This is a genomic window from Savagea serpentis, assembly GCF_015351395.1.
Taxonomy (GTDB): domain Bacteria; phylum Bacillota; class Bacilli; order Bacillales_A; family Planococcaceae; genus Savagea; species Savagea serpentis.
Genome location: NZ_JADKPV010000001.1, coordinates 995,677 through 1,021,138 on the forward strand (window position 1 = coordinate 995,677; position 25,462 = coordinate 1,021,138).

28 protein-coding genes are annotated in these 25,462 nt (G+C 41.1%); 10 read left to right on the top strand and 18 right to left on the bottom strand.

What is annotated here, in order from left to right:
* Positions 1 to 5: 5 nt before the first annotated feature.
* Entirely contained in the window at positions 6 to 524 is a 519-nt protein-coding gene (locus tag IRY55_RS05185) for a type 1 glutamine amidotransferase domain-containing protein (RefSeq protein ID WP_194562176.1), read from the bottom strand.
* 134 nt (positions 525 to 658) lie between these two features.
* On the opposite strand from IRY55_RS05185, the gene IRY55_RS05190 reads away from it, so the two are divergent.
* On the top strand, positions 659 to 1,789 hold the full coding sequence (locus IRY55_RS05190) for an FAD-dependent monooxygenase (protein WP_194562177.1): 1,131 nt from the start codon (positions 659 to 661) through the stop codon (positions 1,787 to 1,789).
* Positions 1,790 to 1,834: 45 nt separating this feature from the next.
* Complete coding sequence (locus IRY55_RS05195) at positions 1,835 to 2,707, top strand: NAD(P)-dependent oxidoreductase (protein WP_194562178.1); 873 nt, start codon at positions 1,835 to 1,837, stop codon at positions 2,705 to 2,707.
* A gap of 33 nt (positions 2,708 to 2,740) precedes the next feature.
* Here the strand turns inward: IRY55_RS05195 and IRY55_RS05200 are convergent, their stop codons facing one another.
* Positions 2,741 to 3,238, bottom strand: coding sequence for a hypothetical protein (locus tag IRY55_RS05200; RefSeq protein WP_194562179.1), 498 nt, complete (start codon positions 3,236 to 3,238; stop codon positions 2,741 to 2,743).
* Positions 3,239 to 3,365: 127 nt separating this feature from the next.
* Here IRY55_RS05200 and IRY55_RS05205 point away from each other — a divergent pair, with 127 nt between their 5' ends.
* Entirely contained in the window at positions 3,366 to 3,944 is a 579-nt protein-coding gene (locus IRY55_RS05205; protein ID WP_194562180.1) for a hypothetical protein, read from the top strand.
* A 10-nt stretch (positions 3,945 to 3,954) separates the two neighbouring features.
* On the opposite strand, the gene IRY55_RS05210 is transcribed toward IRY55_RS05205, so the two are convergent.
* The 11 genes from IRY55_RS05210 to IRY55_RS05260 all read right to left on the bottom strand — a co-directional run bounded on the left by IRY55_RS05210 (position 3,955) and on the right by IRY55_RS05260 (position 14,133).
* Complete coding sequence (locus tag IRY55_RS05210; protein WP_194562181.1) at positions 3,955 to 5,013, bottom strand: alanine racemase; 1,059 nt, start codon at positions 5,011 to 5,013, stop codon at positions 3,955 to 3,957.
* A 60-nt stretch (positions 5,014 to 5,073) separates the two neighbouring features.
* On the bottom strand, positions 5,074 to 5,298 hold the full coding sequence (locus tag IRY55_RS05215) for a hypothetical protein (RefSeq protein WP_194562182.1): 225 nt from the start codon (positions 5,296 to 5,298) through the stop codon (positions 5,074 to 5,076).
* A 159-nt stretch (positions 5,299 to 5,457) separates the two neighbouring features.
* Positions 5,458 to 6,378, bottom strand: coding sequence for a glycine betaine ABC transporter substrate-binding protein (locus IRY55_RS05220; RefSeq protein WP_235961017.1), 921 nt, complete (start codon positions 6,376 to 6,378; stop codon positions 5,458 to 5,460).
* Positions 6,379 to 6,431: 53 nt separating this feature from the next.
* Entirely contained in the window at positions 6,432 to 7,292 is an 861-nt protein-coding gene (locus IRY55_RS05225; RefSeq protein ID WP_194562184.1) for an ABC transporter permease, read from the bottom strand.
* Positions 7,285 to 8,481, bottom strand: a complete 1,197-nt coding sequence (locus IRY55_RS05230; RefSeq protein ID WP_328799620.1) for a quaternary amine ABC transporter ATP-binding protein — start codon at positions 8,479 to 8,481, stop codon at positions 7,285 to 7,287. Before IRY55_RS05230 ends, IRY55_RS05225 begins: the two co-directional genes overlap by 8 nt.
* A 312-nt stretch (positions 8,482 to 8,793) precedes the next feature.
* Positions 8,794 to 9,009, bottom strand: a complete 216-nt coding sequence (locus tag IRY55_RS05235) for a hypothetical protein (RefSeq protein WP_194562409.1) — start codon at positions 9,007 to 9,009, stop codon at positions 8,794 to 8,796.
* An 18-nt stretch (positions 9,010 to 9,027) separates the two neighbouring features.
* Positions 9,028 to 9,459, bottom strand: a complete 432-nt coding sequence (locus IRY55_RS05240; RefSeq protein ID WP_194562186.1) for a hypothetical protein — start codon at positions 9,457 to 9,459, stop codon at positions 9,028 to 9,030.
* 81 nt (positions 9,460 to 9,540) lie between these two features.
* Positions 9,541 to 10,530: a transglutaminase domain-containing protein gene (locus IRY55_RS05245; RefSeq protein WP_194562187.1), complete on the bottom strand. Its 990-nt coding sequence runs from the start codon at positions 10,528 to 10,530 to the stop codon at positions 9,541 to 9,543.
* Positions 10,531 to 10,637: 107 nt separating this feature from the next.
* Positions 10,638 to 11,837 carry an MFS transporter gene (locus tag IRY55_RS05250; protein ID WP_328799621.1) on the bottom strand — a complete coding sequence of 400 codons (1,200 nt, stop codon included), beginning with the start codon at positions 11,835 to 11,837 and terminating at the stop codon, positions 10,638 to 10,640.
* A gap of 121 nt (positions 11,838 to 11,958) precedes the next feature.
* Positions 11,959 to 12,366 carry a DUF3221 domain-containing protein gene (locus tag IRY55_RS05255; protein WP_194562189.1) on the bottom strand — a complete coding sequence of 136 codons (408 nt, stop codon included), beginning with the start codon at positions 12,364 to 12,366 and terminating at the stop codon, positions 11,959 to 11,961.
* Between the two features lie 18 nt (positions 12,367 to 12,384).
* Complete coding sequence (locus IRY55_RS05260) at positions 12,385 to 14,133, bottom strand: isomerizing glutamine--fructose-6-phosphate transaminase (protein WP_194562190.1); 1,749 nt, start codon at positions 14,131 to 14,133, stop codon at positions 12,385 to 12,387.
* A gap of 132 nt (positions 14,134 to 14,265) precedes the next feature.
* Here IRY55_RS05260 and IRY55_RS05265 point away from each other — a divergent pair, with 132 nt between their 5' ends.
* The 3 genes from IRY55_RS05265 to IRY55_RS05275 all read left to right on the top strand — a co-directional run bounded on the left by IRY55_RS05265 (position 14,266) and on the right by IRY55_RS05275 (position 16,630).
* Entirely contained in the window at positions 14,266 to 15,339 is a 1,074-nt protein-coding gene (locus tag IRY55_RS05265) for a DUF2157 domain-containing protein (protein WP_194562191.1), read from the top strand.
* Positions 15,332 to 15,862, top strand: a complete 531-nt coding sequence (locus tag IRY55_RS05270; protein ID WP_194562192.1) for a hypothetical protein — start codon at positions 15,332 to 15,334, stop codon at positions 15,860 to 15,862. Before IRY55_RS05265 ends, IRY55_RS05270 begins: the two co-directional genes overlap by 8 nt.
* A gap of 81 nt (positions 15,863 to 15,943) precedes the next feature.
* Positions 15,944 to 16,630, top strand: a complete 687-nt coding sequence (locus IRY55_RS05275; protein WP_194562193.1) for a DUF421 domain-containing protein — start codon at positions 15,944 to 15,946, stop codon at positions 16,628 to 16,630.
* Between the two features lie 47 nt (positions 16,631 to 16,677).
* On the opposite strand, the gene IRY55_RS05280 is transcribed toward IRY55_RS05275, so the two are convergent.
* The 3 genes from IRY55_RS05280 to IRY55_RS05290 form a co-directional block, all read right to left on the bottom strand.
* Positions 16,678 to 17,136, bottom strand: a complete 459-nt coding sequence (locus IRY55_RS05280) for a DUF523 domain-containing protein (protein ID WP_194562194.1) — start codon at positions 17,134 to 17,136, stop codon at positions 16,678 to 16,680.
* Positions 17,137 to 17,146: 10 nt separating this feature from the next.
* Positions 17,147 to 18,526, bottom strand: coding sequence for a Na+/H+ antiporter NhaC (gene nhaC, locus IRY55_RS05285; RefSeq protein WP_194562195.1), 1,380 nt, complete (start codon positions 18,524 to 18,526; stop codon positions 17,147 to 17,149).
* 273 nt (positions 18,527 to 18,799) lie between these two features.
* Positions 18,800 to 20,947 (bottom strand): ATP-dependent helicase, encoded by a 2,148-nt coding sequence (locus IRY55_RS05290; RefSeq protein WP_194562196.1) that lies wholly within the window; start codon positions 20,945 to 20,947, stop codon positions 18,800 to 18,802.
* A 71-nt stretch (positions 20,948 to 21,018) separates the two neighbouring features.
* On the opposite strand from IRY55_RS05290, the gene IRY55_RS05295 reads away from it, so the two are divergent.
* From IRY55_RS05295 to IRY55_RS05310, 4 genes are all read left to right on the top strand, one after another.
* Positions 21,019 to 21,966: a hypothetical protein gene (locus IRY55_RS05295; protein ID WP_194562197.1), complete on the top strand. Its 948-nt coding sequence runs from the start codon at positions 21,019 to 21,021 to the stop codon at positions 21,964 to 21,966.
* A 58-nt stretch (positions 21,967 to 22,024) separates the two neighbouring features.
* The gene (locus tag IRY55_RS05300) at positions 22,025 to 22,474 is read left to right on the top strand and encodes a hypothetical protein (RefSeq protein ID WP_194562198.1); all 450 of its coding nucleotides are present in this window, start codon (positions 22,025 to 22,027) and stop codon (positions 22,472 to 22,474) included.
* Positions 22,459 to 22,752 carry a DUF2653 family protein gene (locus IRY55_RS05305; protein WP_194562199.1) on the top strand — a complete coding sequence of 98 codons (294 nt, stop codon included), beginning with the start codon at positions 22,459 to 22,461 and terminating at the stop codon, positions 22,750 to 22,752. The genes IRY55_RS05300 and IRY55_RS05305 overlap by 16 nt, the downstream gene beginning before the upstream one ends.
* Before the next feature lie 349 nt (positions 22,753 to 23,101).
* Positions 23,102 to 23,677 carry a YrvL family regulatory protein gene (locus tag IRY55_RS05310; protein ID WP_194562200.1) on the top strand — a complete coding sequence of 192 codons (576 nt, stop codon included), beginning with the start codon at positions 23,102 to 23,104 and terminating at the stop codon, positions 23,675 to 23,677.
* Here the strand turns inward: IRY55_RS05310 and IRY55_RS05315 are convergent.
* Positions 23,670 to 24,221, bottom strand: coding sequence for a restriction endonuclease (locus tag IRY55_RS05315; RefSeq protein ID WP_235961018.1), 552 nt, complete (start codon positions 24,219 to 24,221; stop codon positions 23,670 to 23,672). The two genes, IRY55_RS05310 and IRY55_RS05315, sit on opposite strands and share 8 nt — an antisense overlap.
* A 126-nt stretch (positions 24,222 to 24,347) precedes the next feature.
* Positions 24,348 to 25,412 (bottom strand): branched-chain amino acid aminotransferase, encoded by a 1,065-nt coding sequence (locus tag IRY55_RS05320; protein WP_194562201.1) that lies wholly within the window; start codon positions 25,410 to 25,412, stop codon positions 24,348 to 24,350.
* Positions 25,413 to 25,462: the final 50 nt, after the last annotated feature.

Consider the following 25,462-nt stretch of genomic DNA (forward strand, 5'->3'; position numbering starts at 1 on the left):
GCCTACTATAGACCTTTTTCTTGAAGCAACTCAACAGATGCTTTTTCAAAGTCATCTAAGTCGTCTGGTGTACGGCTTGAAACGAGTTGATTTTGACAGACGAACACAGATGTATCATGTAATTTTGCGCCTGCGTTTTCTAAGTCGACTAAGATCGATTTATATCCTGTAATGTCACGACCGTCTAATGTTTTCGTATTAATTAACAATTGAGGACCGTGACAAATTGTGAAGACAGGTTTCATGTCATCCATGAACTGTTTCGCAAATTCAACCATCTCGTCGTCTGCACGTAAAATATCGGGTGAGAAACCACCTGCGATAAAGAGTGCATCATATGCGTCATAATCTGCGTTAGATACTTTCACATCGACTTGTACTTGTTCGCCATGTTTACCTGTTACAGTGCCTTCTTCAAGCCCTACTACTTCTACTGTATGGCCTGCATCTTCGTATGCTTTTTTCGGACGTGTAAACTCAATATCCTCAAACTGATCTGCGAGTACTGCTGCGATTTTTGCCATGTTATATTCCTCCTCATATTTTTGAATCACTGTATCTATACCACGCCCCCACTCTTTTAAACATCAGCATGAAATGAATAAATGACTTCTCCCCATTTCCCTTTGATATAATGAAAGAAAAGGAGGAGATTTGCATGGATATTGCCATTGTCGGTGGGGGGATTGGTGGTTTGGCGACAGCAGTCGCTTTAAATAAGATTGGAATCTCAACAACCATTTATGAAAGCACGTCTTCTTTCAAACCGTTAGGCGCAGGGATTGGCATCGGTTCGAATGCGATGCTCGCCTTGCAACAAATGGAAGTCGGAGCATCGATTTTAGCGCACGGCTTACCGCTCCATGAACAACGATTTTATAACGGGAAAGGAAAATTGATGAACACGATTGACTTCACCCGTCTAAAAAAGCAGTTCGGTGAAGAGACGATTACGATTCAACGCGCGGATTTACATGAAGCACTATTTGAAGCCGTCCCTTCTTCTTCATTTCATTTCAATAAACGCGTCGAACATTTTACACAAAATGAAGATGGCGTCACGTTAACTTTTACAGACAGTACGATGGCAACACATGAATTCGTCATCGCAGCAGACGGCATTCATTCTCTTTTCCGCCAACAACTCGTACAAAACTCCTCTCCACGCTACGCAGGATACACATGTTGGCGCGGCATTTCGCAAAATGAGGGAGATGTCCCACTACACGTTTCAAGTGAAGCATGGTCGACGGACGGGCGGTTTGGATGGGCTCCTTTGCATAATGGTGAGGTGTACTGGTTTGCTTGTGTCAATGCGCGCGAACGAGACGCCTTTTATGCAAATTTATCTCCTCGTGAAGTAGCCGCACAGTTTAAACATTTCGGTCCTACTGTCGAACGGCTCATCCAAGAGACGAAAGACGATTATTTCTTACATCACGATTTATATGACATTGCGCCTCTTTCTACTTTCCATTACGGACGCATTTTATTGTTAGGGGACGCCGCTCATGCGACGACACCGAATATGGGACAAGGTGCTGGTCAATCGATTGAGGATGCCTATGAGTTAATGCTCGCCTTTGAGCAGGAAGATACGTGGGAACTTGTTGCACAACGATACGATGCGTACCGTGTTCCGAAAACGAAAAAGGTCATCGATATTTCCAGACAAATCGGCTGGGCGGCACAATGGGACCAGCGCTGGCTCGTCACATTGCGAGATACGATTTTCCCTTACGTGCCGAAATCATTACTTTTTCAAAGACTTACCTTTCTTTTCAAATAAGTTCATTCTATACTAAAGACAACACTATTTAAGGGGGTTATTTGGATGCAGATTGGATTTATCGGTACAGGGGTTATGGGAAGTAGCATGATCCGTAATTTACGAAAAGCAGGATTTGAAGTGAATATGTACAACAGAACGCGTGCGAAAGCGGAAGCACTTGAAGAAACGGGGGCTCGCGTGCTCGATACGGTGAAAGAAATCGCCGAAACGAGCGACGTCATTATGACGATTGTCGGCTATCCAATCGACGTGGAAGAAACGTATTTTGGAGCGGACGGCTTATTGGAAAACGCAAAAGAAGGGACGATCTTTATCGATCTGACAACTTCGAGCCCATTACTTGCAGAAAAAATTGGCGAAAGTGCTGCAAAACATGGCATGTTTGCTTTAGATGCACCTGTTTCTGGGGGAGACATCGGTGCAAAAAATGGGACATTATCAATCATGGTCGGCGGCGAAGAAGAAGCGTACGAAAAAGTGCAACCAATCTTCCAAGCGATCGGGCAAAACATTATGTTGCATGGGCCTGCAGGATCTGGACAACATGCGAAAATGAGCAATCAAATCGCCGTTGCTGGCACGATGTTATCCGTTTCAGAAGCACTCCTTTACGCGAACAAAACAGGGCTGGACCCAGAACGTGCACGTCAAACGATCGCACCAGGTGCGGGTGGGAGCTGGACGATGGACAATCTCGGACCGCGCATGTTAAAAGGCGATACAGATCCTGGATTTTTCGTAAAACATTTCGTGAAAGATATGCGGATCGCACAAGAAGTCGCGAAAGAACTCAATTTCAAAACACCAGGACTCGACTTAGCACTCGAATTGTACGAACAAATCGAAAGTGAAGGCCTCGGTGAACGAGGAACTCAAGTCATTTATGAATGGCTTTTATCTCAACAACGTTCATAAGAAAAAGCTCGGACATCATCGTCCGAGCTTTTTCTATTCATCGAGTTGTTCGAGCAATCGTTCCGTCGCTTCTGTATCCGCCCATAAAATATAGCGGTTTTTCGGCCAGTAAATCACTACAGGTCGACCATCTTTCCTAAAAGAATACGTACTCACTATTGTATCGTCTAGATGATGTTGAGCAATCCATTGTTGCCACTCCTCTTCATCGCCACCCCACTGTAAAATATGAACATTATACAACTTCTTTCCATCGATGCGATATTCTATTTCATATAATGGTGCATTGACGAATTGTTTACGCTCTTTTTTAGATAATTCCATAATGAACGATACCGGATTTTTTTCTACATACGGTTTCGCTTGCTCTCCTTCAAAAACGGTTGTTCCATCGACGACAATTTCATCGACTTGACCGATATCATTCATGACATTCGTCAATTGCTTTTGAAAAGAATCACCAAAAATAAAGACACCTAAAATAATAACGAGTAGAAATCCAATGATATTCCCAATTAACTTCCAATTCAATGACGTCGCCTACTTTTTTCATATTTCTTTCATCTTAACATTTCTAATTTTTACATTCAATTCTCCATTTCATTGTTCAATTTAAAAATAGATATGGTAAAATAGACATAGAAAGGCGGTTGTTATATTGAACAAAAAGTTGCTATTCTTTCTTCTCTTCACTGTTGCTTTCTCATTAGTCGCTTGTCAAAATGAAACAAAGGTCAAGCGAGAAGAAACGGTGCATACGATTGAAGAAGATGAATTTGAGTTTACATTGGCAGACGCGAAAACGAACTATTATACCGGAGAACAGATTGAAATACTCGCCTTACTTCAATATAATGGCGATGAAGCCACTTTTGCAACATTCGACTCTTCATGGGTCACCTTCCATACACGTCGCATTGATGAACGATTCGAATATACATCTCCTCCTAGCGGTGCAGCGAGACGAATCACTTTACAACCCGAGCAAATGCTCGTCGAACCTTACCGCTTTGAAGCCCTTTCACACATTCAAGGAATCGGAAAGCCCTATACAGAAGAACATGTCGCTGCTTTAAATGCAGGTGAATTTGAACCTGGTGAATATGAAGTCGACGCGATCTTCCAATTGAATATTCTCGGCGAAAATGAAAACACATTCAATGTCATATTATCGACGACATTTACAGTTACCGAAAAAAATGAAAAGAAAGCGAAAGAAAAACGAGAAGCAACTTGACTTCTCGTTTTCAAATCGCTTCAATCGTCACATAAGGTGATGTCGTCAGGCGCAGTAAGGCTGCATATTCCAAGTGAAAAGCAATAACGGAACCGACATGAATGTCTTGTCTCGCATCCGTTACGTCTAAAACAGTATAGTCACTACACCAACCGACAATTTTTATGTTAGGATCGATCGGTTGAACCGCTTCAACCGCCACATCTTGTGCGCCAATATTGATAATCGCGCGCCTTCTAATCATTTCCGTCCCTTTTCTCTCACTTTGTTGGAAAGTACGGGTGCTACATGCTCCAGCAGGCGTATTTGGCTTCCATTCTACTTCAACTACTTCCGCCTGTAATTCAAACACATCTTGGCGCATATTCGACAGCTCTTTCCCGTAGGAAGCCTCCACTCCAAATAATAATGCCTCTCCTATTCGCAATTCTGTTACATAGGGTAAGTTCTCACCTCGCCACACTGTTTCGAGCACACTTGAACTTCCCCCAGAGTAAACATCATAACGACGCGGAAGATGTTGAACAACAGACGACCATTCCTCCATCTTCTCTTCATTCGGTACAACGCCTCCGAAACAGGTCACATTCATCCCTACACCCGCTACCTGTACGTGAGGAAGATGATCTAATTTCTTTAATAATGTAGTTGCTTTCTCTTGTAAGACACCTTCACGCCGGTCTCCTAATTCTAAAAAGACGAGAAGATGTTGAATTTTATTTTGGCGATGTGCTTCGATATTCAATGCTTCCGCTACTTCATACGAAGTCACGACAATTCGATCGGCTACTGCAACCGCTTCCGGAATTTCTCGTCTAGTCGGGATACGAATTAAGTCTCCTTGAATATGAGGATAACGCTCTTTCACTTTTTGAAGATGCTGCCATTTTGAATCGGCAATATGCCTCACTCCCGAGTGAATCAATGTTTCAATCATAGGTAAATGCGCACAAAAACCTTTCGTCACCGCAATCCAACGCAACCCTTGCCTCTGACAATACAAATCGAGTGTTTCGATATTTTGTTGTAACGCTCCTTTTTTCCAAAGTAATTTCGGATACATCTTCATCACCTCGCTCTCCTTATTCCCTATCCTGAAATAAGCGAAACAGGGGAAACGACGGATTGTTTAAACGGTCACTTTCGATCTATGATTCATAACGAAGGCGAGGAAAAGAAGGGCGATAGGTAATAAACCGATATAGCGAATTGCAACAGGAAACCCTAAAAAATAATAGGAAAACGGTAAAAATAAAAGGGTACTAATGACGAGGTATTTCGGGGAACGACGAGATAAACCGTATGTTAATGTAGCGAGTGCTGCTATAATGGAACCGTACCAAAGGAATAACATTTTACATTCTCCTTTCTTTCTTTTAATTATAGTATATTTTTCCATAAACTCAAAAACTTATGTCTATTTTAATATTTCCAGATAAAAAAAGGTCTTTTCCATTCATATTGATGGAAAAGACCTCTTTTATTTCATCCCATTCATTAAGAATGGAGTCTATTATTTTGCTTCTAAATCTTCAATTGAGTCGATGTCGACATATGTCGGAACGACTAAACCGATTTTTGCACCTGTTAAGTTCACGCCTACATTGTCAATGTCATCTTTGAACTGCTCGTATAAGTCACCATGTGTAGCTGGTAACCAAGCTGCGACCATTGCGTCCGCTTCGCCACCTGCAATTGCTTGCCACATGATTGCATTATCAAGCGGTGTTAATGTCACTGTGTAACCTAAGTCTTCTAACACTTTACCGACAACATTTGTCGATGAAATTTCAGAATCCCACTCGACATAAACGAGTTCGATTTCACCTGTTCCTTCTTCAACGCCTTCTGTCCAAGTAGCGACTTTTTCTTCATTCGCTTCTACCCAGTTCGTTGCTGCTTCTGCTGGTGAAGTTCCTTCTTCAATTTCAGCCATCACTGCTTCCATATCGTCTGTCGTCCATTCGAACTGCTCTAACAATTTATAAGCATTTGGATTGTCATCTTTAAATCCTTTACGTGTCATCGTGTTGATCGTTTCCACGTCACCAAATACACCTTTTGGATCTTCTAAATATTTCAAGTCATATTTTGCGAATTTCCAGTGCGGTGTCCATCCTGTAACGATGATTGGCTCTTCGTTTTTCACTGCTTCTCCGAGCGCTGTTGCCATCGCACCACTTGAAGATGCTTGAACGTTCCAACCTTCTAATTCGTATTCGTCCACTGCATTTTCAGCTGCTTTAAATACGCCGGCTCCTGGTTCAATTCCTGTAATTGTATAATTAACTGCTTCACTTACTGATGCAGTAGTTTCTGGCTTATCTGCATTATCTTCTTCTTTCTTTCCATCATCTGAACTACACCCTGCGATGACGAGTGATAGTGAGAGTCCTGCTACTAAACCGAAACGCTTTAATCCTGTTGTTAACAAATCATCCATCTCCTTTAAAATTTTATATGAAACTTTTCACGAATGAAAAGGATTCATGACGCTTTTTTCTTACTTTTGTTGACATTTTGTGCAAGGCGATCGACAATAATCGCTAAAATAACGATACCGAGACCTGCTGCGAATCCTGGTCCGACTTGCGCACGTTGTAAGGCACTTAATACTTCACTTCCAAGACCTGGCGCACCGATCATACTTGCTGTGACGACCATTGATAGAGCGAGCATAATCGTCTGATTCACTCCTGCCATCATCGTTGATTTCGCCATTGGCAATTCCACTTTGAACAATTTCTGTCCAGGAGTACTACCGAAAGCATCTGCTGCTTCTACTAATTCTGTCGACACTTGACGAATTCCTAAATTGGTCATACGCACTGTCGGCGGTGTTGCGAAAATAAGAGATGCGAACACTCCAGGCACCATTCCGATTCCGAAAAATGCAACGGCTGGAATTAAATAAACGAAGGCCGGCATCGTCTGCATAAAGTCTAAAACAGGTGTGATGATCGCTTCTGCTACTTTACTTTTCGCCATTAAAATACCGAGCGGAATCCCGATAACGACCGATAGTAAACTCGATACTAAAACGAGCGTAAATGTATCAATTAACTGACTCCAGAAACCTTGGTTATAAATGAGCCATAGTCCGAATACCGAGAATGTCGCTAAGCCGAATTTTTTACCCGTAATGAAAAATGCGAGTAAAGCGACGAGAATGATGACGACGACAGGGGGAATAGCTTCCATCGCATCTGATAGGCCATTCAATGCTTCTTTTCCGTCTTTTTTCAAATAACCAAAAATACCTGAAAATGCATCTGTCATCCAATCAACGAAGTCTTTCGTTTTCTCCGCAATTGGAATACGAGGAGCGAAGTCTAAAATACTAGACATTCATATTCACCTCTCCTTCTTCAGACAATGCAGCGATGACAGCGCCTCTAACGAGCACGCCTAATAAACGCCCATCTTCCGTCACTGCAATCGGCAAGGGGGAATCGTGAATAACGTTAAATATATCACTCATCGGTAAATCTTTATCGACTGTCGGGATGTCTGTAATGAGCACATCGCGTAATTGTTTTTGTTCTTTAATTGCTTTGCTTGCGGCATCTGCTGTTACATAGCCGACGAGATTTCGTTTGCTATCGACGACGTAAACACCTGAAATGGCTTCTTCACGCATGCGTTCTAGCGCCACCCGCGGTCCGTGATTATCGATATTAATCATTTCAGGACGATTCATAATATGTTGAGCCGTCAATACTTTCGAACGATCGACGTCTTCTACGAATTTTTCGACATAAGCGTTTGCCGGATTCATTAAGATCTCTTCGGGAGTACCGATTTGAACAATCACTCCGTCGCGCATTAAAGCAATGCGGTCTCCTATACGAAGAGCCTCATCTAAATCATGCGTGATGAACAAAATTGTACGAGCCATTTGCGCTTGTAAATCGACGAGTTCATCTTGCATATCTTTACGGATGAGAGGATCTAAAGCCGAGAATGCTTCGTCCATCAAGAGAACATCCGGATCATTTGCTAAAGCACGCGCTAAACCAACACGCTGTTGCATCCCTCCTGATAATTGATCAGGGTATTGATGCATATAACTGCCAAGCCCTACAAGTTCCAAAGCCTCTTGCGCTTTTTTTTCACGTTCTGCTTTTGATACTTTTTGCACTTCCAAACCGAACGCTGCGTTCTCGAGCACCGTTCGATGCGGAAAGAGCGCGAAACTTTGGAATACCATTCCTAACTTTTTGCGTCGAATGTCACGCAATGTCGCTTTATCCGCTTTTGCTAAGTCTTGATCACCGATAATGATACTGCCTTCTGTCGGTTCAATAAGTCGGTTAATTAAACGAATGAGTGTCGACTTACCACTACCAGAAAGCCCCATAATGACAAAAATTTCACCAGGATACACTTCAAAATTCGCTCGATTGACACCGACTGTATCTCCTGTTTCTTTTAAAATTTGTTCTTTCGTCTTTCCCTCCTCTAATAGTTGGACACTCTGTTTAATCCGTGTCCCGAAAACCTTCGAAAGATTTTCGACTTTTATAATTGGTTCCACATACATCACTCCGAAAATATTTGATTTTTTTATTAAGTTTCAGTCTGATTAGCCATGTTATACGAAAGAAATTGAGTTGTCAAATGCTTAAACTTCAACTTTTGCAATAAAAAACACCGCCATCACTTAATATACCCCCTTCCTTTTCCATCAAACATCTATTTGACGAAAAAATAAAAAGGGCTTTTTTCTTTTTATTTTTTCACATACATCCTTCATTACTTTGTCGATGAACCCACAAAGTAATGAAGGAAAATAAAAATAATAAAAAAGTATATTAGATCAACTCATTCGCTGATCCAATATACTTTTCTATCCTTGATGACAAGATGGACAACAGTGCCAACACCCATCAAAATTGTCTTGATTTGTTTGAATTTTCACTTGTTCGAGTGCATCTAAACAATGCAAATGATACCCTTCGATCGCTCGCTGATTTTCCGCAGCAGGTAAATGTTTGCAGTTTAAATGATGAATTTCATGCATCCCTTTATCATCGACATTTCGATTGTATAAGTAGTTGAACACACCTCTCCACCTCCATACTTACGAGCGTTCTTTCATTTTGTCTTCAATTCGTGTCATTGGAAATGTTCGCTTTCCTAAAGAATCTGTCATATGCTCTGCATAATGAAGCATAATCGTATGATTCAGTTCTTCAAAGTGAACCGAAAAACGCTCCCACCCTTCCGAATACGTTAGGAACACTTCACTCATACTACTATAAAACGTCTGGGCTAATGTCTCTTGTGATAAATTCCCAAAAGGTGCGAGTGAAACATCAAGATGAATTGTTCCATTCTCAAGCTCCGCTTTTTGTAAAACATCACCTTCTCCTAACCCATATGTTTGAACGAGTTCAGGGACTAAATCAGCAGTTAAAGTGCCTTGCTCATTCGGCGCACTTTCCACTTCACTATTACATGCTGCGAGCACGAATAACAAGCTGACTAACATGCTGAACCAAAGCTTCCTCATTCAATTCCTCCTCTACTTCATATATCGTTCACTAGCGTATCACATTTTTCTTACAGCGACATCCGTTTTCACCGTTCTGTCCTAATTTTCTTCGGAACGAATATAACGTGTTTTCGCTGTTTCTGGATAATCTTCTCGAATCCACGCATGGCCATACAATTCTTCGGACGGTACTAAAAAATAATCGTAATGCACTTTTCCAGGTTGATTCGGAATAGGATCATCCCATGTGACATCGACATAATAATACGCCCCGTCCACTTTCACCATATTCCAAGCATGCAACACATCATCGCCATAACCTGTCACATAGTAATTCTCAATCCCCACTTCATCTAAGAGCATAGCGAATGTACGCGCATATCCTTCACAAACAGCTATGCCGTCTCTCAACAAACCATATGCCGTATGCCCCGCTTCAAGTGTTTCGCATCCTTCTTCGCCACAACTTTCAAACAAGTCTACGTCGTAAGCCGCTTGCAACACAATATAATCATGAATCGCCTTTACTCGTTCATATTCATCAAAATGTGGCTCGATAGTCTCAGACACAATCTGCTTCACCCTCGCTTGAACGAACGCCCGTTGTTTAGCAATTTCTTCTAGTGAGTACCGATACGTAAAATAAACATCTCCACTCGCGCCTCGATATTCAGCTTGCCATGAAACAACATATGTATCGATACGACTATTTTTGGCAATCGCTTCAATCATTTGATTTAAATCTTCAGGATGAATTTCCGTTAAAGAAAATGCATAATGTGGAGCACTAGTATAAAGTGCATGACGCACTTCTTCATACACTTTCGGAAACAAAGTGCGCCATTGTTTTTCTGTTTCAGTAATAAAATCATCTGTCGGCAGTTTCTCGAAATTGACAGCATTTGAATGAGGAGCGGGTTGTCTTTTTAATTGTTTTTGTGGGACTTCTTCCACGATAATTGGACGTTCGGACGTTTTTTCTTCTACTTGTACTTGTTGTTCGATCAATGACTCTTGCTCTTGATCATTCGTCGGTACACACATCGTTAATAATGCGACGAATGGCATAATGTAAGTGAATTGTTTCATCCATATCCCTCCATTATTCTCGTATACGTTTCATGTATCATTGTGTTTCATCATAACGCATAAAAAGCTAATGTTTCTTTAAAATAAAAGAAACATTAGCTTTTTTGTTACAATGTCGCCTCTTTCGGTTGACGCCAAAACAGTGTGATGACGACACAAAGCAATAATACGACCGCGCTAAAATGATACGGAGCATCAATATTGCGCTCAAACAAAATACCACCGACAATCGGGCCGAAAACATTCGCTAAAGAAGTGAAAAAGGAGTTCATACCACCGACGAATCCTTGATCTTTCCCCGCAATACGTGATAAATACGTCGTTACGGCTGGTCGAATAAGGTCAAAACCGATGAAGACGGTGAATGTCACTGCCATAATTGCCCAGTAATGATTGACAACAGTCATCATATAGACAAGTATTGCCGAGAAGAAAAGCGAACCTCGAATGACGCCAATTTCTCCGAAGCGCTTTGTGAGCGGAGCGAATAGCCACACTTGGAAAATCGCACCAAAAATTGCGCCCCCTGTGATCGCAATCGCAATATCATACGGTTCGAATCCAAATTTATGATCCGTATATAAGCTAAAGAATGACTCAAAAGCAGCTAAACCGAAAGATGACACGACAATAACTAAGAAAGCGATAAAGAACATCGGAATGAAAATCTTTTTGAATCCACTCATATTTTCCATAGGGCCTGATTCTTCGATTTCTACTTTTTGTCGCTCTGGCTCTTTCAATAATAAAATCGATAAAATCGCCGCAACGACTCCAAGAACTGCCGCTGAATAAAACGGTACGCGCGAGCCGATCATCGCGAGCATTCCACCGATTCCGGGACCGATGATGAAACCTGTACTGATGGATGCAGACATTAAACCGAGCGCTTTCGCACGCGTTTCCATCGTCGTAATATCTGCGATAAATGCAGTGACCGCAGGCATGATAAATGCCGCGCTCACTCCCCCTAAAATGCGTGAAATAAAGAGTACTTCAATCGTTTTTCCCATACCGAATAATAGTTCTGAGAATCCGAAAATAAATAATCCGAGAACAATCATTATTTTTCGTCCATATTTATCGACAGCCTTCCCTGCGAAAGGCGAAAAAATCAATTGAGTTAAAGCAAACGATGCTGTTAAATAGCCGATGACTTTTCCACTCACTTGCAACTCATTCATAATCGTTGGAAGAACCGGTATCACAAGCCCGATCCCTAAAAATGCAATGAATAAATTACCGAGTAAAATCCACAACATCGTCTTCGTATTTTTGTCCATATAAAACCTCCATCTAAAAACCAATAAGTATAGATTAAACGATATAGTAACGACATAGTCAACCTTTTTTTCTCGATTTTTCGGAAAAATAAAAAAGCCGAATGCAAAGTGCTTTGACAGCGCATTCGACTTTCTATTTTCTAGCTTACTCTCGCGTTAAAATAATTAAATCTTCAGCATTCGCTTGTGGCGGTAATGACTTTGTTGTAATGCCATTGTAATGAATTTCTACTTTGTCATTTTCTTTTAAATGTGTCACTTTATCCGCTTCGATTTCATCCATATGGAAAACAATTTCAGATCCTTCCGCCATGTCAGGCCCTTTTACCGTTTCCGTCACTTCTACTGTCACGTCCGCCCCATCGATCGCTTTGACGATTCCTTGAACACCAGCTTCATTTTTCATTTGTCCTTCCACCTTCTCAACATTTTCTTTTGAATCTTCTACAATATTGTCTCCTGCTTCTTCCACGCTTTCTTTCGTTTCTTCACTACAAGCGGCAAGACTGAATGCGAGCATCGCAACAGCGCCCCATTTCATCATCTGATTCATATTAAATCCTCTCCTCTTTTAATAAATTGGTTGATCGACGTTTAAACGTCGCAGTTGTGCAGCATAATATCCTAAAATTTGAAACGGAATAATCGCAACGAGTGGTGCCATAATGGGATGAGTGAGTGGCAACACGAAGTCGTCTCCTTCTTCATCTAGACCTACCGTCGAAATAATAAATACTTTAGCTCCGTAAGAACGAATTTCTTCGATATCCCGACGCATCGGTTTAGCATTGCGCTTATTCGTAATGAGCGCAATGGCGAGCGATTTCTCTTGAGAGAGTGCGAGCGGACTTCTCCTTAATTCACCACCAGGATAGGCATCCGCATGCAAAGAACCCATCTCTCTCAATTTTAAAGCTCCTTCTTGGGCAACCGCGTAATCAAGACCTCTACCGACAATCGTAATATTCGGGTGGCGCATTAAAAAAGCGGGTAACCATGTTCGAAAACGTTGATGCTTATTCAATACATCACGAATCGCTTCGGCTGTAATAGCAAATTTTTTAGGTATATCAAACGTGTCGTACATTCCTTCACTTCTTCCTAAAGCAATCGCCAACATCGATAAAAATGCGATTTTAGCGACAAATACTTTTGTGGATGTAATGCCAAATTCTGGTCCTGCATGCAACCATAAAGAAGCGTCCGCTAACGATACAATCGAAGACTCTTTTTCATTAGTAATCGCAATGGTTGGATAATTGTAACGGTTCATCTTTTTAATGCTTTGTAAAATTGCTGGCGTTTCTCCAGAACGTGAAATCGCTATGCATATTGTCCCTTCCACTAATAAAGGAGTATTGTGTAAAAACTCTTCGGATTCATAAACGTCCGTCGGCAATTGCGCCATACGCTCAAACATGCGTTTTCCGATGAGCGCAGCATGATAACTCGTCCCTGAACCGATAATAACGAGTCGTTTTGCCTTTTGTAACATTTGAACGACTTCTGGTGCAATCGCAAGCGTGCCATCTTCTTTTAAATATTGTCTTGATAATTCACAAAGTACAGCAGGTTGTTCATTCATTTCTTTCGTCATATAATTCGAATAATTTCCACGATCGACTGCTAGTTTGCGAAAGTGATACGGTTGATGTATTTTTGTAATCTCTTCTCCTAATAAGTTAATGACGCGGTATGCTTTCGGATGCATAATAGCAAGTTCATTCGATTCAAGGTGAACGACCTCAGTAAAATCTTCAGTAAATGCTTGGGCTTGCTCTGCAACCATTATGGCCGATTCACTCATTCCGAAACACATCTCCATTTCATGATGTGCAGCGTATAAAGTATCTGGTGTATGCAAATCTAAACAGATGAAAGAATATATACCTTCCACCTCGCTCATAAAATGTATAAGTGCTTGATCAATCGATTGGTGAATGTCCACTTGATTTTCTAAATATAAAAAAAAGGCTTCAATATCCGAACGATTCGATTGTTTTTGAATGCTTCCCCAGTTTTGAATGGAACCATTAAAAACAATAGCAAATCTACCATCCTCTATTCCATGAAAATGCCCCGCTTGTGCTCCTGTTAGCCAGTGAGTATGTCCAATCGCAATCGAGGCTTCTTCAATTTCATCCAATGCTAGTTGAATATTAACTAACGGATTGCCTTGTTTAAAAAAAGAGAAGGTTTGATTTGGTTGAATCGCTACACCTGCTGCTTCTGTTCCTCTATGTTCCAGACGTTTCAAACCGTCAATAATGTATTTTTTCGCAATGAATGCGTTACCGACATAGCCGATCATTCCACACATGACCATCCCTCCTACTCCTTGCACGCATTAATGAACTATTCCACATTTCCTTCATATTTAAACGTCTTACGTATGAATTGTATTTTGTTCTTTTTAAGATGTAGTATAATGAAAGAGAAGGAGGCGAACTTTATGAAAAAAATAACTGCATCATATTATCGCCAATTACAACAAGAACTGCACTATTTAGTGAAGGAACGCGTCATTTCGGAGGAACAACGAGAAGAAGCCCTTCAAAAGTATGAAATAAAAGAAGGTCTTTCTACTTTGTCGATTATTTTAGCAATCGGTGCCATCTTAATCGGACTCGGTGTTTTAATTGCTGTTTCGACGAATTGGTCACACTTCTCACTGTTGTTAAAGTTCAGCATTTTATTCGTCGCAACATTAACGAGTTACGTCGTCGCTTTCGCTTTACAACATCATTTCGAAAAAACTGCACGTGCTTTTTATTACATCGCCGCTTTTATAACGGGCGCGAGTTTGTATTTTATCGCGTCACTGTATACGAATCAAATTGAAACGGGAATGATTGCGCTCCTCTGGGCCGTCACACTGATCCCACTCGTCTTATTTTTAGTAGACTTACCGATTACATTACTCTTTGCTGGGGCGCTGTTTTTATCATCCATTGGATATGCTGCCGTCTTCTCTTTTGGAATTTTGCTCATTTTTCCACTCATCGCTTTCCTCATGTGGGTCAATGAAGTGAAATTAAAAGAATCGAAGCTCGGATTTATCAGTGTTGTCGCTGTACTCGTAACATGGATCGCCGCTTTAATGAGCAGCATTGACGTTCCTGAGATTGTTCCTATTTCATTCATCTTCATTTTAGGAATTGCCTTATTTTTCAATCATTTTGAAAAATATTTCAATTTATCGAGATGGCTCGGGACAATCATCATTAGTATTACATCACTCTCTTTAATGGGACGGTTTACATGGCAAGCGGTATCTGAAAATTCAGCTTCGATTTACAGTACGAGCTTCACCATCGCATTCGCTATTTTCGCTTTCGCATTATTGAAGTATGCTTCTTTACAAGCGATCGTGTTTATCGGGATTTTAATTTCCCGTCTATACTTTGATTACACGTTCGACCTCATTCCACAATCGTTATTTTTCGTCATCGCTGGATTGTTGATGATTGGATTCGGTTACTGGTTTGAACGAACGCGCAGAAATGAGGGACAGACCCATGCGTAAATTGACAGTTTCAGAATGGTTGATTACAGTTGGACTTTCTATCCTTTGTTTACTCGTCGTCGCCTTTCCATTATGGCAAATTTTACAATCGAAAGAGACATTTACAATCCCAGCCGTGTCCTATCAAAATAGCGATGAAAATCCTACGATTTCGATACCAGTCGAAGCCTCTTTCGATCAATTGGATGACACGATGCAACAAGATATTACAAACAATGCACATTATCAAGCGAAAGTGTATGCTATTTTTGATGAATTAAACGGCGAACTTACTTTGCGTCGCGTTCAACTGACGAAGCCAGATGAACGGATCTTTTTAGAAGGTTCTTTTTATTTATATAACTATGAGGAAGATCATCTAGCGAAGACAACCTACCCGATTCAGCTTAATGTCGGGCAAGCGATTCGCGAAGCGGATGTCTACGAGCCAAATGAAACTTTGATTGATTATGAATATCGATGGACTGCGACATTACGTTACAATAACGGACATGCGCTCATCACCCAATTGCATAAACGATAGCCCAAAACGTCAACTCATGAGCGAGTTGACGTTTTTTTCTAATAACGAAAGGGTATATCCTGTTAAAAAGTGGGTGATTGTATGGTTCTCATCGCTAGTAAATTAATCGTAGGCTTTCTTTTATTACTTTTTTTCATTCGTTTGCTCGGAAAGAAACATTTAGCCCAATTGACACCGAGTGATATCGTCTATTTCATGGTTTTCGGAGGTATTGTAGAAGAGTCCGTTTACGATGAACAAATACCTATCTGGCAAATGGCCGTTGCGCTTGCCATCTGGGTTACTTTATCTTACGTTTTTGAAACGCTCGTTTACCGCTCCGATCGCTTGCGCAAAATTGTGAAAGGTGTGCCGATTTGCTTAATTTATAAAGGGACAATCATCGCTGAAACATGTCGCAAACAAAAGCTCGAAATGGAACAATTGCGCTCTATTTTAAGAACTCAAGGAATTTTTTCTTTGAAAGAAGTGTATCATTTATTTTTAGAACCAGACGGCACATTTAGCGTACAAAAGTATGCGCACTTAGAACCTCCGACAAACGCTCAATTGAACATAGATGTCGCACAACCTCATTTAAGTTATTTACTCATTAGCGAAGGCGAAATCCACCAATCCACATTACAACAACTCGGACTTTCGGACGCTTGGCTATTAGGTGAAGTCGGCGCACTGCATACCGTTTTATTAGCGGAATGGTCTATTGCGGAAGGATTACACATCCAACGCTATAACACGACAGAAGAACATTGTGTCCCGTTAGAATAATAAAAAAACGTCAGAAACTGAATTGTTTCATCAGTTTCTGACGTTTTTTATGTGTATTGTTTCAACCATTGTTTTTCATTGTACACGTCATAGCCTTCTCGCTTAAAAAGAGCTGCGGTCACACCATGGCCACTTATTTTCATGCCGGTAAACGTTCCGTCATAAATGAACGCACTGCCACAAGAAGGGCTTTCTTCTTTTAAGACGATTGTCGTCGCACCGTATTTTCGTGCAACTTGTAACGCTTCGTTTGCCCCTTTTAAAAAAGCGTCCGTCAAGTCAACTCCTGAAATCGATACGACACGCGCGCGTCCGTCTAACACATCGAACCCGTCTCCCCCTATGATTTCTGAAGGTTCGCGAGGTGTCGACATACCGCCCATCACTTCTGGACAAACGGTCACTGCTTTTCCTTCGCGGACGAGTGTTTCAATCACTTCTTGCAAACAATGCCCTCCATCATAACGCACTTTGTTACCTGCTAAACAACTGCTCACGAGAATCATTGTATCTCTCCTATGCTTTCGTTAATGTTTTGCCCGTCAATCCAAAAATAATCGTTAAAATCGGTGATAATAAACAGAAAAACGCAAATGGAATGTAACTGATGACCGGAATGCCGAGCGTCGTCGAAATGAAAATGCCACATACGCCCCACGGAACGAGTGGGTTAATGACCGTTCCTGCATCTTCCATGACACGGCTTAAATTTTTCATCGCTAAGCCATTTTTCTCAAAATGAGGAGCGAACGATTGACCCGTCAGTAAAATGGATAAATATTGTTCTCCGATCGCTAAGTTCACACCGATCGCTGTACATGCCGCGCCAACGATGACAGATGCTTTTGTTTTTAAACGATGGGCAAAAGGCTCCAAAATCGCTTGAATGATGCCGAGTTTAAACAATAGACCACCCATGCTTAATGCGAGCAATACGAGGGAAATCGTAAACATCATGCCCATTAAGCCGTCCGCTTTTGAAAGTAAAGCATCGATCGCTTCATGCCCAGTATTCGTTTCGAATCCTCCGAATAAAATATCGACATATTCTCCGACTGTGTACGAAGAATGGAAGCGCGATAAGATGAGCGCTGTCGCTGAACTGATGAACAATGTTAACACAGCAGGAACGCGTAAAAATGTACAGATGAACAACACGATAATCGGAATCCAACTATACCCGTGAACGAGTCCTGTCGCTAAAATATTTTGTTTATATTCCTCTAATTGCGCTAAATTTAATTCGCCGACAGATGGCGTCAAAATCGCAAACAATACGGCGCTAATGAGAAAAGCAGGAATCGTCGTCCATCCCATATTTTTAATATGTTCGAACAAATCGACACCGACCGTTTTCGAAGCGATTGTCGTCGTATCTGAAAGTGGAGACATTTTATCGCCGAAAAACGCGCCGCTCACAATCGCGCCTGCTGCCATCGGTAATGAAAGGTCGAGCGCTGCTGCCATCGAGAAAAACGCAACGCCAATCGTCGCAACAGTCGTTAACGAACTACCGATGGAAATGCCGACAATTCCTGTCACGATGAATATCGTCATAAAGAAAAATTGTGGCGTGACGAGTTCAAAGCTCGTCATCATTAACGTCGGAATCGTTCCGCCGACCATCCAACTACTCGTTAAAATCCCAATCATAAAAAATAAATAAACGGCACCTAAACTTGAACTTGTCCCTTCGACCATACCTGCTTCTAAATCGCGGTATTTTACCCCTTTTAATAAACCGTATCCGATCAATACAAAAAGAGCTAACAATAACGGAATATGTGGTGCGACACCTAGTCCGATAATAAATATACTAAGTAAGCTAAGTGTCAGAAGAAGTACAAAAACAGCTTCTCCTGTTTTCGGGGTAACTAATTTTTTCATTTGTAACATTTCCAATTCCCTCCAAATATAAAGAGCACACTCTATCCCTAGATTAGGGACGAAGTGTGCTCCGCGTTACCACCCTGCTTGACTGTAAAGTCCGCTCGAATTGTGAAATTACTATTTATGCAAAACGTAATTCGTTTGACAACCACCTGAGCTTTCACCATCCGCTCAGTCTCTACATGCTGCGTCTTGTCATCCTACTTCAATTTGCGTAATTTCGTTCATTTTCTTGTAATAGTCAATATGTTAAGGACGTAAGGCGGTTTTGTCAATAGTTTATTCGCGTTCTGTTAAAAATCCGTACGTCATGACAGTTTGCAAATCAAATTGCTTCGTCTCTTTTTCAAAGCGTATTTTCACATCTCGCGCTGTCAATTCGATAATGATGCCTTCCCCGAAAACACGGTGTTCCACGCGTTTTTGAATGGCGAATTGTTCAAGCTTCGTCATGCCATGTTCATTCACTTGAGGACGCGCTTTTCGCTTCGCTACTTTCGGTCGTGTCGATATCGTGACATGGCGTTTTGTCGCATCTTCAAATTCGAAACATTCTTCTAAAAAACTGCTACGCGCGCGTTCACGGTCTTCCGTTCGTTTCGGATATGAAATCAAACATGTATTTTTTGCACGCGTCATTCCAACATAGAAAAGTCGTCTCGCTTCTTCTAACATTTCGGCATCTTCCACATCGCGTTCAGAAGGTAAAATACCATCTGAAGCATCGATTAAAAAGACGGTATCCCATTCTAATCCTTTTGCAGAATGGATGGTCGATAATGTGACGCGTGGTGTATTTCCTTTATGCTTCGCTTCCTTGACGGCTCGTTGTAATTCATCGATTTTCTCTCGAAACTGTTCGACCGTTTGACACGATTCCCCAAGTTGTTCCATTTCATCTAAAATTTGTATCATCGTCTCTAAACGATAACCGAACTTTTCCGCACGTTGAACGATCGCTTCTTCGTAACGAAACGTTTGACGAATCGTCCGAATGCATTCAGCAATCGTCTGTTTCGGAAATTCATCAAGTGTCTCATCAATCATTTGCAAGCTTTCTTTTTGGTTCGCACGTAAATCATTCACTTCAATAAAAGTATCAAACACGGAGTGTGGAACGGTCCGTCCTTTTAAATTGTTCAACATGACGCGCGATAAATAAAGTTGCAATTTAAATGCGATTTTCCCGAACGCTTCCACATTCGTCCGATCTTCACTCAATGCGAAAAAATGAAACAAATCTTTCACAATCCAATGATTAAAGAAAAATCCTTGTTCATCTTTCAATTGGAAAGGGATACCTCGCTTATGCAATTCCATAATGTAAGGAATCGCCGACTTATTGTTTCGGAATAAAATCGCATACATATCAAAGTTTTCAGCTTCTACGAGTTGATCGACAATCGCATTCGTTTGGAATGTTTCCGTCTCATAAGCGATGACGCGGATATCTCCTTCCGTCTCTCGCACGGCATTCATCTCTTTTTCATACCGTTTTTGATTATGTTGAATTAAACGATTCGCCCGTTCAATAATCGACGTAGCAGAACGATAATTGTATTGCAAATGATAAAATGATGCGTTCGGATAATGACGTTCAAATTGTAATAAATACGTCGGGCTCGCGCCTCGCCACATGTAAATCGACTGATCATCGTCCGCTACGACGAATACATTTTGATGATGGACGAGTAAATGTTCAATTAATTTAAATTGGACGAGCGACGTATCTTGACTTTCATCTGTTGCGATAAAGTCATAAAATGAAGCGTAGTGTTGCCGTATTTGCGCATCTTCTCGTAACGCTTGCTCTCCGATTTCCAACATATCATCAAAATCGATCAAACGCGGGCTTGATTGCCGTTTCAACTGCTCGTACTGATAAGCGATATCTCCTGCTCGTTCAAATGGTCCTTCGACTTCTTTCCACCGCTCGACTGGCACCATTTTATTTTTCAATAACGTAATATGCGTCTCTAGTTCTTGTAAGACATCATCTGTCGCCGATAAACGCATGACCATTTCATAGCTTTTTTTCAGCAATTGTTGCTTCGTAATCGGTGCTTGATTGCTTTCGATCAATTGATACGCCACTTCATATTTCGCAAAATAATGCCGTGTAATATGAAATGCTAAACGATGAATCGTCGCAAATTGAGGTTTTGGTAAATGCGGGAAAAACTGCGTAAACTTCTCTCCTAATGCGAGTGCCGCTGCTTTACTAAAAGAAATGGCAAGCAATCGTTGCGGTGCGACATGACGCTCTTCTATTAGTCGTGCAAGTCGCGTAATCATCGTCGTCGTTTTGCCCGACCCTGGACATGCTAAGACGAGCGCTGGTCCTTCTTCATGATGAATGGCTGCCATTTGTTCCTCATTAAAAAGAACACCCGTCCGCTCTTCTACTTGTTGTAAAAATGTATTCACTCATTGTCACCCTTTTTGAAACCTTTTTCAATCTTGTTCCGTATATGTATCATAACAAGTGAGGTGAGAAGATGCGAACATCACTGCAACAACAATATGAACATATTCAAACAGAACGACTCTACATGAGTCAACTGCAAAGAGAGCAAACTGCTTTAGCAAAACGATGCGACCATTATAAAAAAGAAGTCCAAATACTCCAACGTGAACACGAAAAAGAATATCGCGATGTGGAAGCATTGCAACGATTTTCATTAAAGAAATTCGTGAAACAAAAAATAGGTTCATGGGATACGGTCATCGATCAAGAACTAACTGAAGCATTCGAGGCGGAACAACGATTAAAAGAAGCGGAGCATCAACTTAAAAAATGCGAAGAGCAATATGACGATGTCACCAAACGGATCGCTAGTATAGGCGATATGGACGAACGTTACAAAACATGGCTAGAAGCGAAAGCTTTATCCATCATGACGACAGATCAAGAAGCTTATGAACACGCACAATCGATACGTCTTCAACAAGAAGAACTACACCACCTCATCGAACAAATTCAAGAAGCGCATGCAGCCGGTGTGCACGTGCTTCACGTCTTCGACAAAATGTTTAAAAGCTTGGACAATGCTTCAGGCTATTCGATGCTCGACATGTTCGGTGGTGGAATCATTTCGACAGCGCTCAAACATTCGGAAATGCAAGCCGCTGAAAATGAAACATTGCCTTTACGTCGTGCGTTACGCGATTATGAAATCGAATTACAAGATGTGCAAAAAATAATCGAGCAAGAAATGAAAATCGTCCCTTCTTTCGCGCTCAGCTTTGCTGACTTTTTCTTTGATGGTTTTATTTTCGATTTTCTCGTTCATCAAAAAATTCAAGAGCATACCGAAACATTGCAAAAACCGTATCAACAAGTGAAAAAAATGCAAGCGGAACTCGTCAAACAAAAACGCCTCGCAGACGAGCGACTGCTCCAATTGCAAGAACAATACGAAACAATCATCATTCATTCAAATTAGTATCACTTTTTTTCGTTGTACGGTACAATAGAAAGAGATTTAGTAGGAGGTTTTCATAGTGAAAAAATTATTTGCAGCTTTCCTTGCACTGACAATCGTCATGAGCCCAACAATCGGTGCTCTTATGACAGATGATGTGTCTGTAGCAGAAGCAAAACGTGTCAAATCAGGTAAAAGTGGATTTAATAAAAGTAATCCAACACCGAATAAATCCAACATCAACAAAAAGAACGACCAAAAACAAAACGTTAACCAGACGCCTAAAAAATCACCGGACCAACCAAATAAACGTGGTGGCTTCCTTGGTGGATTAATGATGGGTGGACTCGCTGGTCTTTTATTCGGTAGCTTACTCGGTGGTTTAGGCGCACTCGGTCCAATCGTCGGCATGATTTTAAACATTCTCTTCATCGTCGTCATTATCGGACTACTTTTCCGCCTCATTAAGTTTTTATTCGGCAAAAAAGAAAAGAAAGATGAGGATCACCAATCATGGCGCTCATCTTAACGGTTCAAGAACTCATTAACGGTGTTTGTTTATACGAAGCACAAAAGCGCGGTGCCGAACCGGAAGATTTCGAAGCGGAGATCGTCTATGATGACGATTTTCCACAGCCATTTCTTGCGGAAGTAACATATCGCGGAGTGACGGAAGATTTATTAATGCCTGAACTCGTCGCAGCGATTCGCTTATATTTAGAACAATATACCGATGTCGATCCATTAAGTGCTTCCGTTGACTTACAATTGACAGATGATGAAGAGTTTATCGCCGTCATCGACTAATACTAAAAACCTTTCCTCTACTCATGTAGCGGAAAGGTTTTTTCATGTAAAAGACGATTTTTTATTCGAAATAGTGCTTGGCGTGGAGCGTGCATTTTGGATTGAATGGCGCTTGGCAGTTTGTGCAATGCGTCATCGATTGATACGCCTCAATCGTGTGCAACGTGCGACAAACGCCACATAAAACGTTCGACATTCATAACATTGAAGCGCTACAACATCTAACGGAGAATGATAATGTACGCAACGCGTCTCGTCGTCGAGTAGCGCACCTTTTAAGCGTATATTCGACATATCACCACTCCTTCTATGGTATAATTTGTACTAGATTTTGAAAGGAGTTCTTAGCTTGAAACGATTATCGCTCTTTTTTCTCCTTATGCTATCGTTTAGCATCATTTTCGTTCCACTTATTTTTATCGATAGTGGCATTATTTTCTTTATGGACAACTCATATTCCAGCACATGGAGTTTAATCGTCTTTTTACTTATTTTTTATTTCTTTGATTTTCTTTTCGGTTTTGTCACTGATGCGATTTTAACAGCGATTCAAGCATTGCGTAGACGCCCTGAATCGTTTTGGCTCACCTTTCTCGTCGACACAGTAACGAGCTTTTCTATCGTCGTCGTTTTAGAATCTTTGACGAACAATGTTCATTTAACGACAGGGACAGCAGCCGGAATTGCTCTGGCGCATAGTTTATTATTTTATTTAGTAGCAAGTAGCGAAGTATCCATTAAGTCGAAAAAAGTTCCGATAGATCCTCACATCGCAAAAGAAATTCAATCATTGTTAAGAGAAGTCGATGTCGGGACTTGTGTAGACATTTTACATGAAAAATATCCACACATCCCACTGCAAGACTTACAAAAAGCAACGTTATGGATTTATAATGAAATGCAAAAAAACGCTCCACCTAAGTGACTTCTCGCACGAGCTCGCGCAGCCCTTGACGATCGATTAAATAGACGTCATTCGCCTCCGCGAGTTTTTTCGCTTGATTCGTATATGTGCTATTTGTCACAACCCAAGCTTCGTCCGCATCATACATATTGATGGAACCAAGCGCCTCTTGCACGGCTTGTAAACCGACAGTCGAACGGTAGCGCTTCGCTTGCACAACAATCGTATGCCCCGCATCTTTTAAAATTAAATCCGCTCCATAATCCCCGGAAAGAGGCGTATGTTTCACTTTATATCCGTGCGCTTTAAACAATTTCACTAAATATTGTTCAAATTGCTCACCAGTCATTTCATCAATCGCATCCATCTCTACTTTTCGCCATTGACGGTGACGATACGTAAGATGCAAAAAGGTAAATAGCGTGATGATGATGGCTACCCCACCTAAACTAGCTAACGCAATCATCCAATCTCCTGTATATAAGTATCCGAAGATTAAACCTGTCATTAACATCGCGAGGGTGATGAAGCGACTCATTTTTATTTTCCAATTACTTTTCTTCAAAATGTCGCACTCCTAACATACGTTCCCCTCTATCATAGCGTGTTTTTAACAAAACGGCTACTCTTTCTTTCTGAAACATCAAAAAAACTAAGAGAGACCGTCCCTCTTAGTTTTAAAATATCATGATTAAATTACTTGTACACGCCAGCCAAATGGATCTTCGACATCACCGCTTTGTATCCCTGTAATTGTGTCGTAGATTTTTTTCGCGACAGGACCGATTTCATTGTTGTTAATGACCGTTTTTTCACCTTTGTAAAACAACTCGCCAATCGGAGAAATGACAGCCGCTGTCCCTGTTCCGAACGCTTCTTCGAGTGTACCGTTTTTCGCCGCTTCCAACAATTCATCAATCGAAAGACGACGCTCTTCTACGTCCATCTCCCAATGACGAAGCAATTGTAAAACCGATTTACGTGTAATTCCTGGCAAAATACTGCCATTCAATTCTGGTGTGACAATTTTGCCATCGATTTTAAAGAAGACGTTCATCGCACCTACTTCTTCAATATACTTTTGCTCACGTCCGTCTAACCAAAGCACTTGAGAGTACCCTTCTTTTTCAGCGACTTCTTGCGCTTTTAACGCTGCTGCATAGTTTCCAGCTGTTTTCGCTGCACCTGTTCCTCCTTTTACCGCACGGACGAACTGGCTTTCCACTGCAATTTTAACAGGGTTGATCCCTTCTGCGTAATAAGAGCCTACCGGTGATAATAAAATGATAAAGCGATATTGTTTTGATGGAGATACTCCTAAATGCGCTTCTGTCGCATACATGACAGGACGAATGTAAAGCGCCATTCCATCCACTTCAGGCACCCAATCTTGTTCAATTTCAATCAATTGTTTCATCGCTTCAATCACGAACTGTCCGTCGAATGTCGGCATACATAAACGTTCACACGAATCATTCATGCGCTTCATATTTTCATCAGGACGAAATAAGAAAATTTCTTCGGCGTCATCTTTATACGCCTTCAAACCTTCAAATACCGTTTGCCCATAATGAAGAACGACTGCTGCTGGACTGAGAGGTAAATCTTGGTACGGCATAATGCGCGCATCATACCATCCTTTCCCTACTTCATAATCCATCACAAACATATGATCTGTAAATGTTGTACCGAATGTTAAGTCACTCCAATTCGGTTTCGTTTGCAACTTAGTTGCACGTTCAATCGTTAATTCCATGAATGATTCCCCCTTTAATGCTATCTTTCAATTGTACACTATTTTCAAAT

Bases quoted from the DNA above. Each gene is read 5' to 3' on its own strand.
- IRY55_RS05305 (WP_194562199.1), top strand. From the start codon at position 22,459: ATGGCGCTCATCTTAACGGTTCAAGAACTCATTAACGGTGTTTGTTTA.
- IRY55_RS05240 (WP_194562186.1), bottom strand. From the start codon at position 9,459: ATGAGGAAGCTTTGGTTCAGCATGTTAGTCAGCTTGTTATTCGTGCTC.
- IRY55_RS05265 (WP_194562191.1), top strand. From the start codon at position 14,266: ATGAAAAAAATAACTGCATCATATTATCGCCAATTACAACAAGAACTG.
- IRY55_RS05320 (WP_194562201.1), bottom strand. From the start codon at position 25,412: ATGGAATTAACGATTGAACGTGCAACTAAGTTGCAAACGAAACCGAAT.
- IRY55_RS05185 (WP_194562176.1), bottom strand. From the start codon at position 524: ATGGCAAAAATCGCAGCAGTACTCGCAGATCAGTTTGAGGATATTGAG.
- nhaC (WP_194562195.1), bottom strand. From the start codon at position 18,526: ATGTTACAAATGAAAAAATTAGTTACCCCGAAAACAGGAGAAGCTGTT.
- IRY55_RS05225 (WP_194562184.1), bottom strand. From the start codon at position 7,292: ATGTCTAGTATTTTAGACTTCGCTCCTCGTATTCCAATTGCGGAGAAA.
- IRY55_RS05295 (WP_194562197.1), top strand. From the start codon at position 21,019: ATGCGAACATCACTGCAACAACAATATGAACATATTCAAACAGAACGA.
- IRY55_RS05245 (WP_194562187.1), bottom strand. From the start codon at position 10,530: ATGAAACAATTCACTTACATTATGCCATTCGTCGCATTATTAACGATG.
- IRY55_RS05270 (WP_194562192.1), top strand. From the start codon at position 15,332: ATGCGTAAATTGACAGTTTCAGAATGGTTGATTACAGTTGGACTTTCT.
- IRY55_RS05260 (WP_194562190.1), bottom strand. From the start codon at position 14,133: ATGTGTGGAATGATCGGCTATGTCGGTAACGCATTCATTGCGAAAAAA.
- IRY55_RS05275 (WP_194562193.1), top strand. From the start codon at position 15,944: ATGGTTCTCATCGCTAGTAAATTAATCGTAGGCTTTCTTTTATTACTT.
- IRY55_RS05215 (WP_194562182.1), bottom strand. From the start codon at position 5,298: ATGTTATTCCTTTGGTACGGTTCCATTATAGCAGCACTCGCTACATTA.
- IRY55_RS05210 (WP_194562181.1), bottom strand. From the start codon at position 5,013: ATGAAGATGTATCCGAAATTACTTTGGAAAAAAGGAGCGTTACAACAA.
- IRY55_RS05195 (WP_194562178.1), top strand. From the start codon at position 1,835: ATGCAGATTGGATTTATCGGTACAGGGGTTATGGGAAGTAGCATGATC.
- IRY55_RS05255 (WP_194562189.1), bottom strand. From the start codon at position 12,366: ATGAATCAGATGATGAAATGGGGCGCTGTTGCGATGCTCGCATTCAGT.
- IRY55_RS05190 (WP_194562177.1), top strand. From the start codon at position 659: ATGGATATTGCCATTGTCGGTGGGGGGATTGGTGGTTTGGCGACAGCA.
- IRY55_RS05280 (WP_194562194.1), bottom strand. From the start codon at position 17,136: ATGATTCTCGTGAGCAGTTGTTTAGCAGGTAACAAAGTGCGTTATGAT.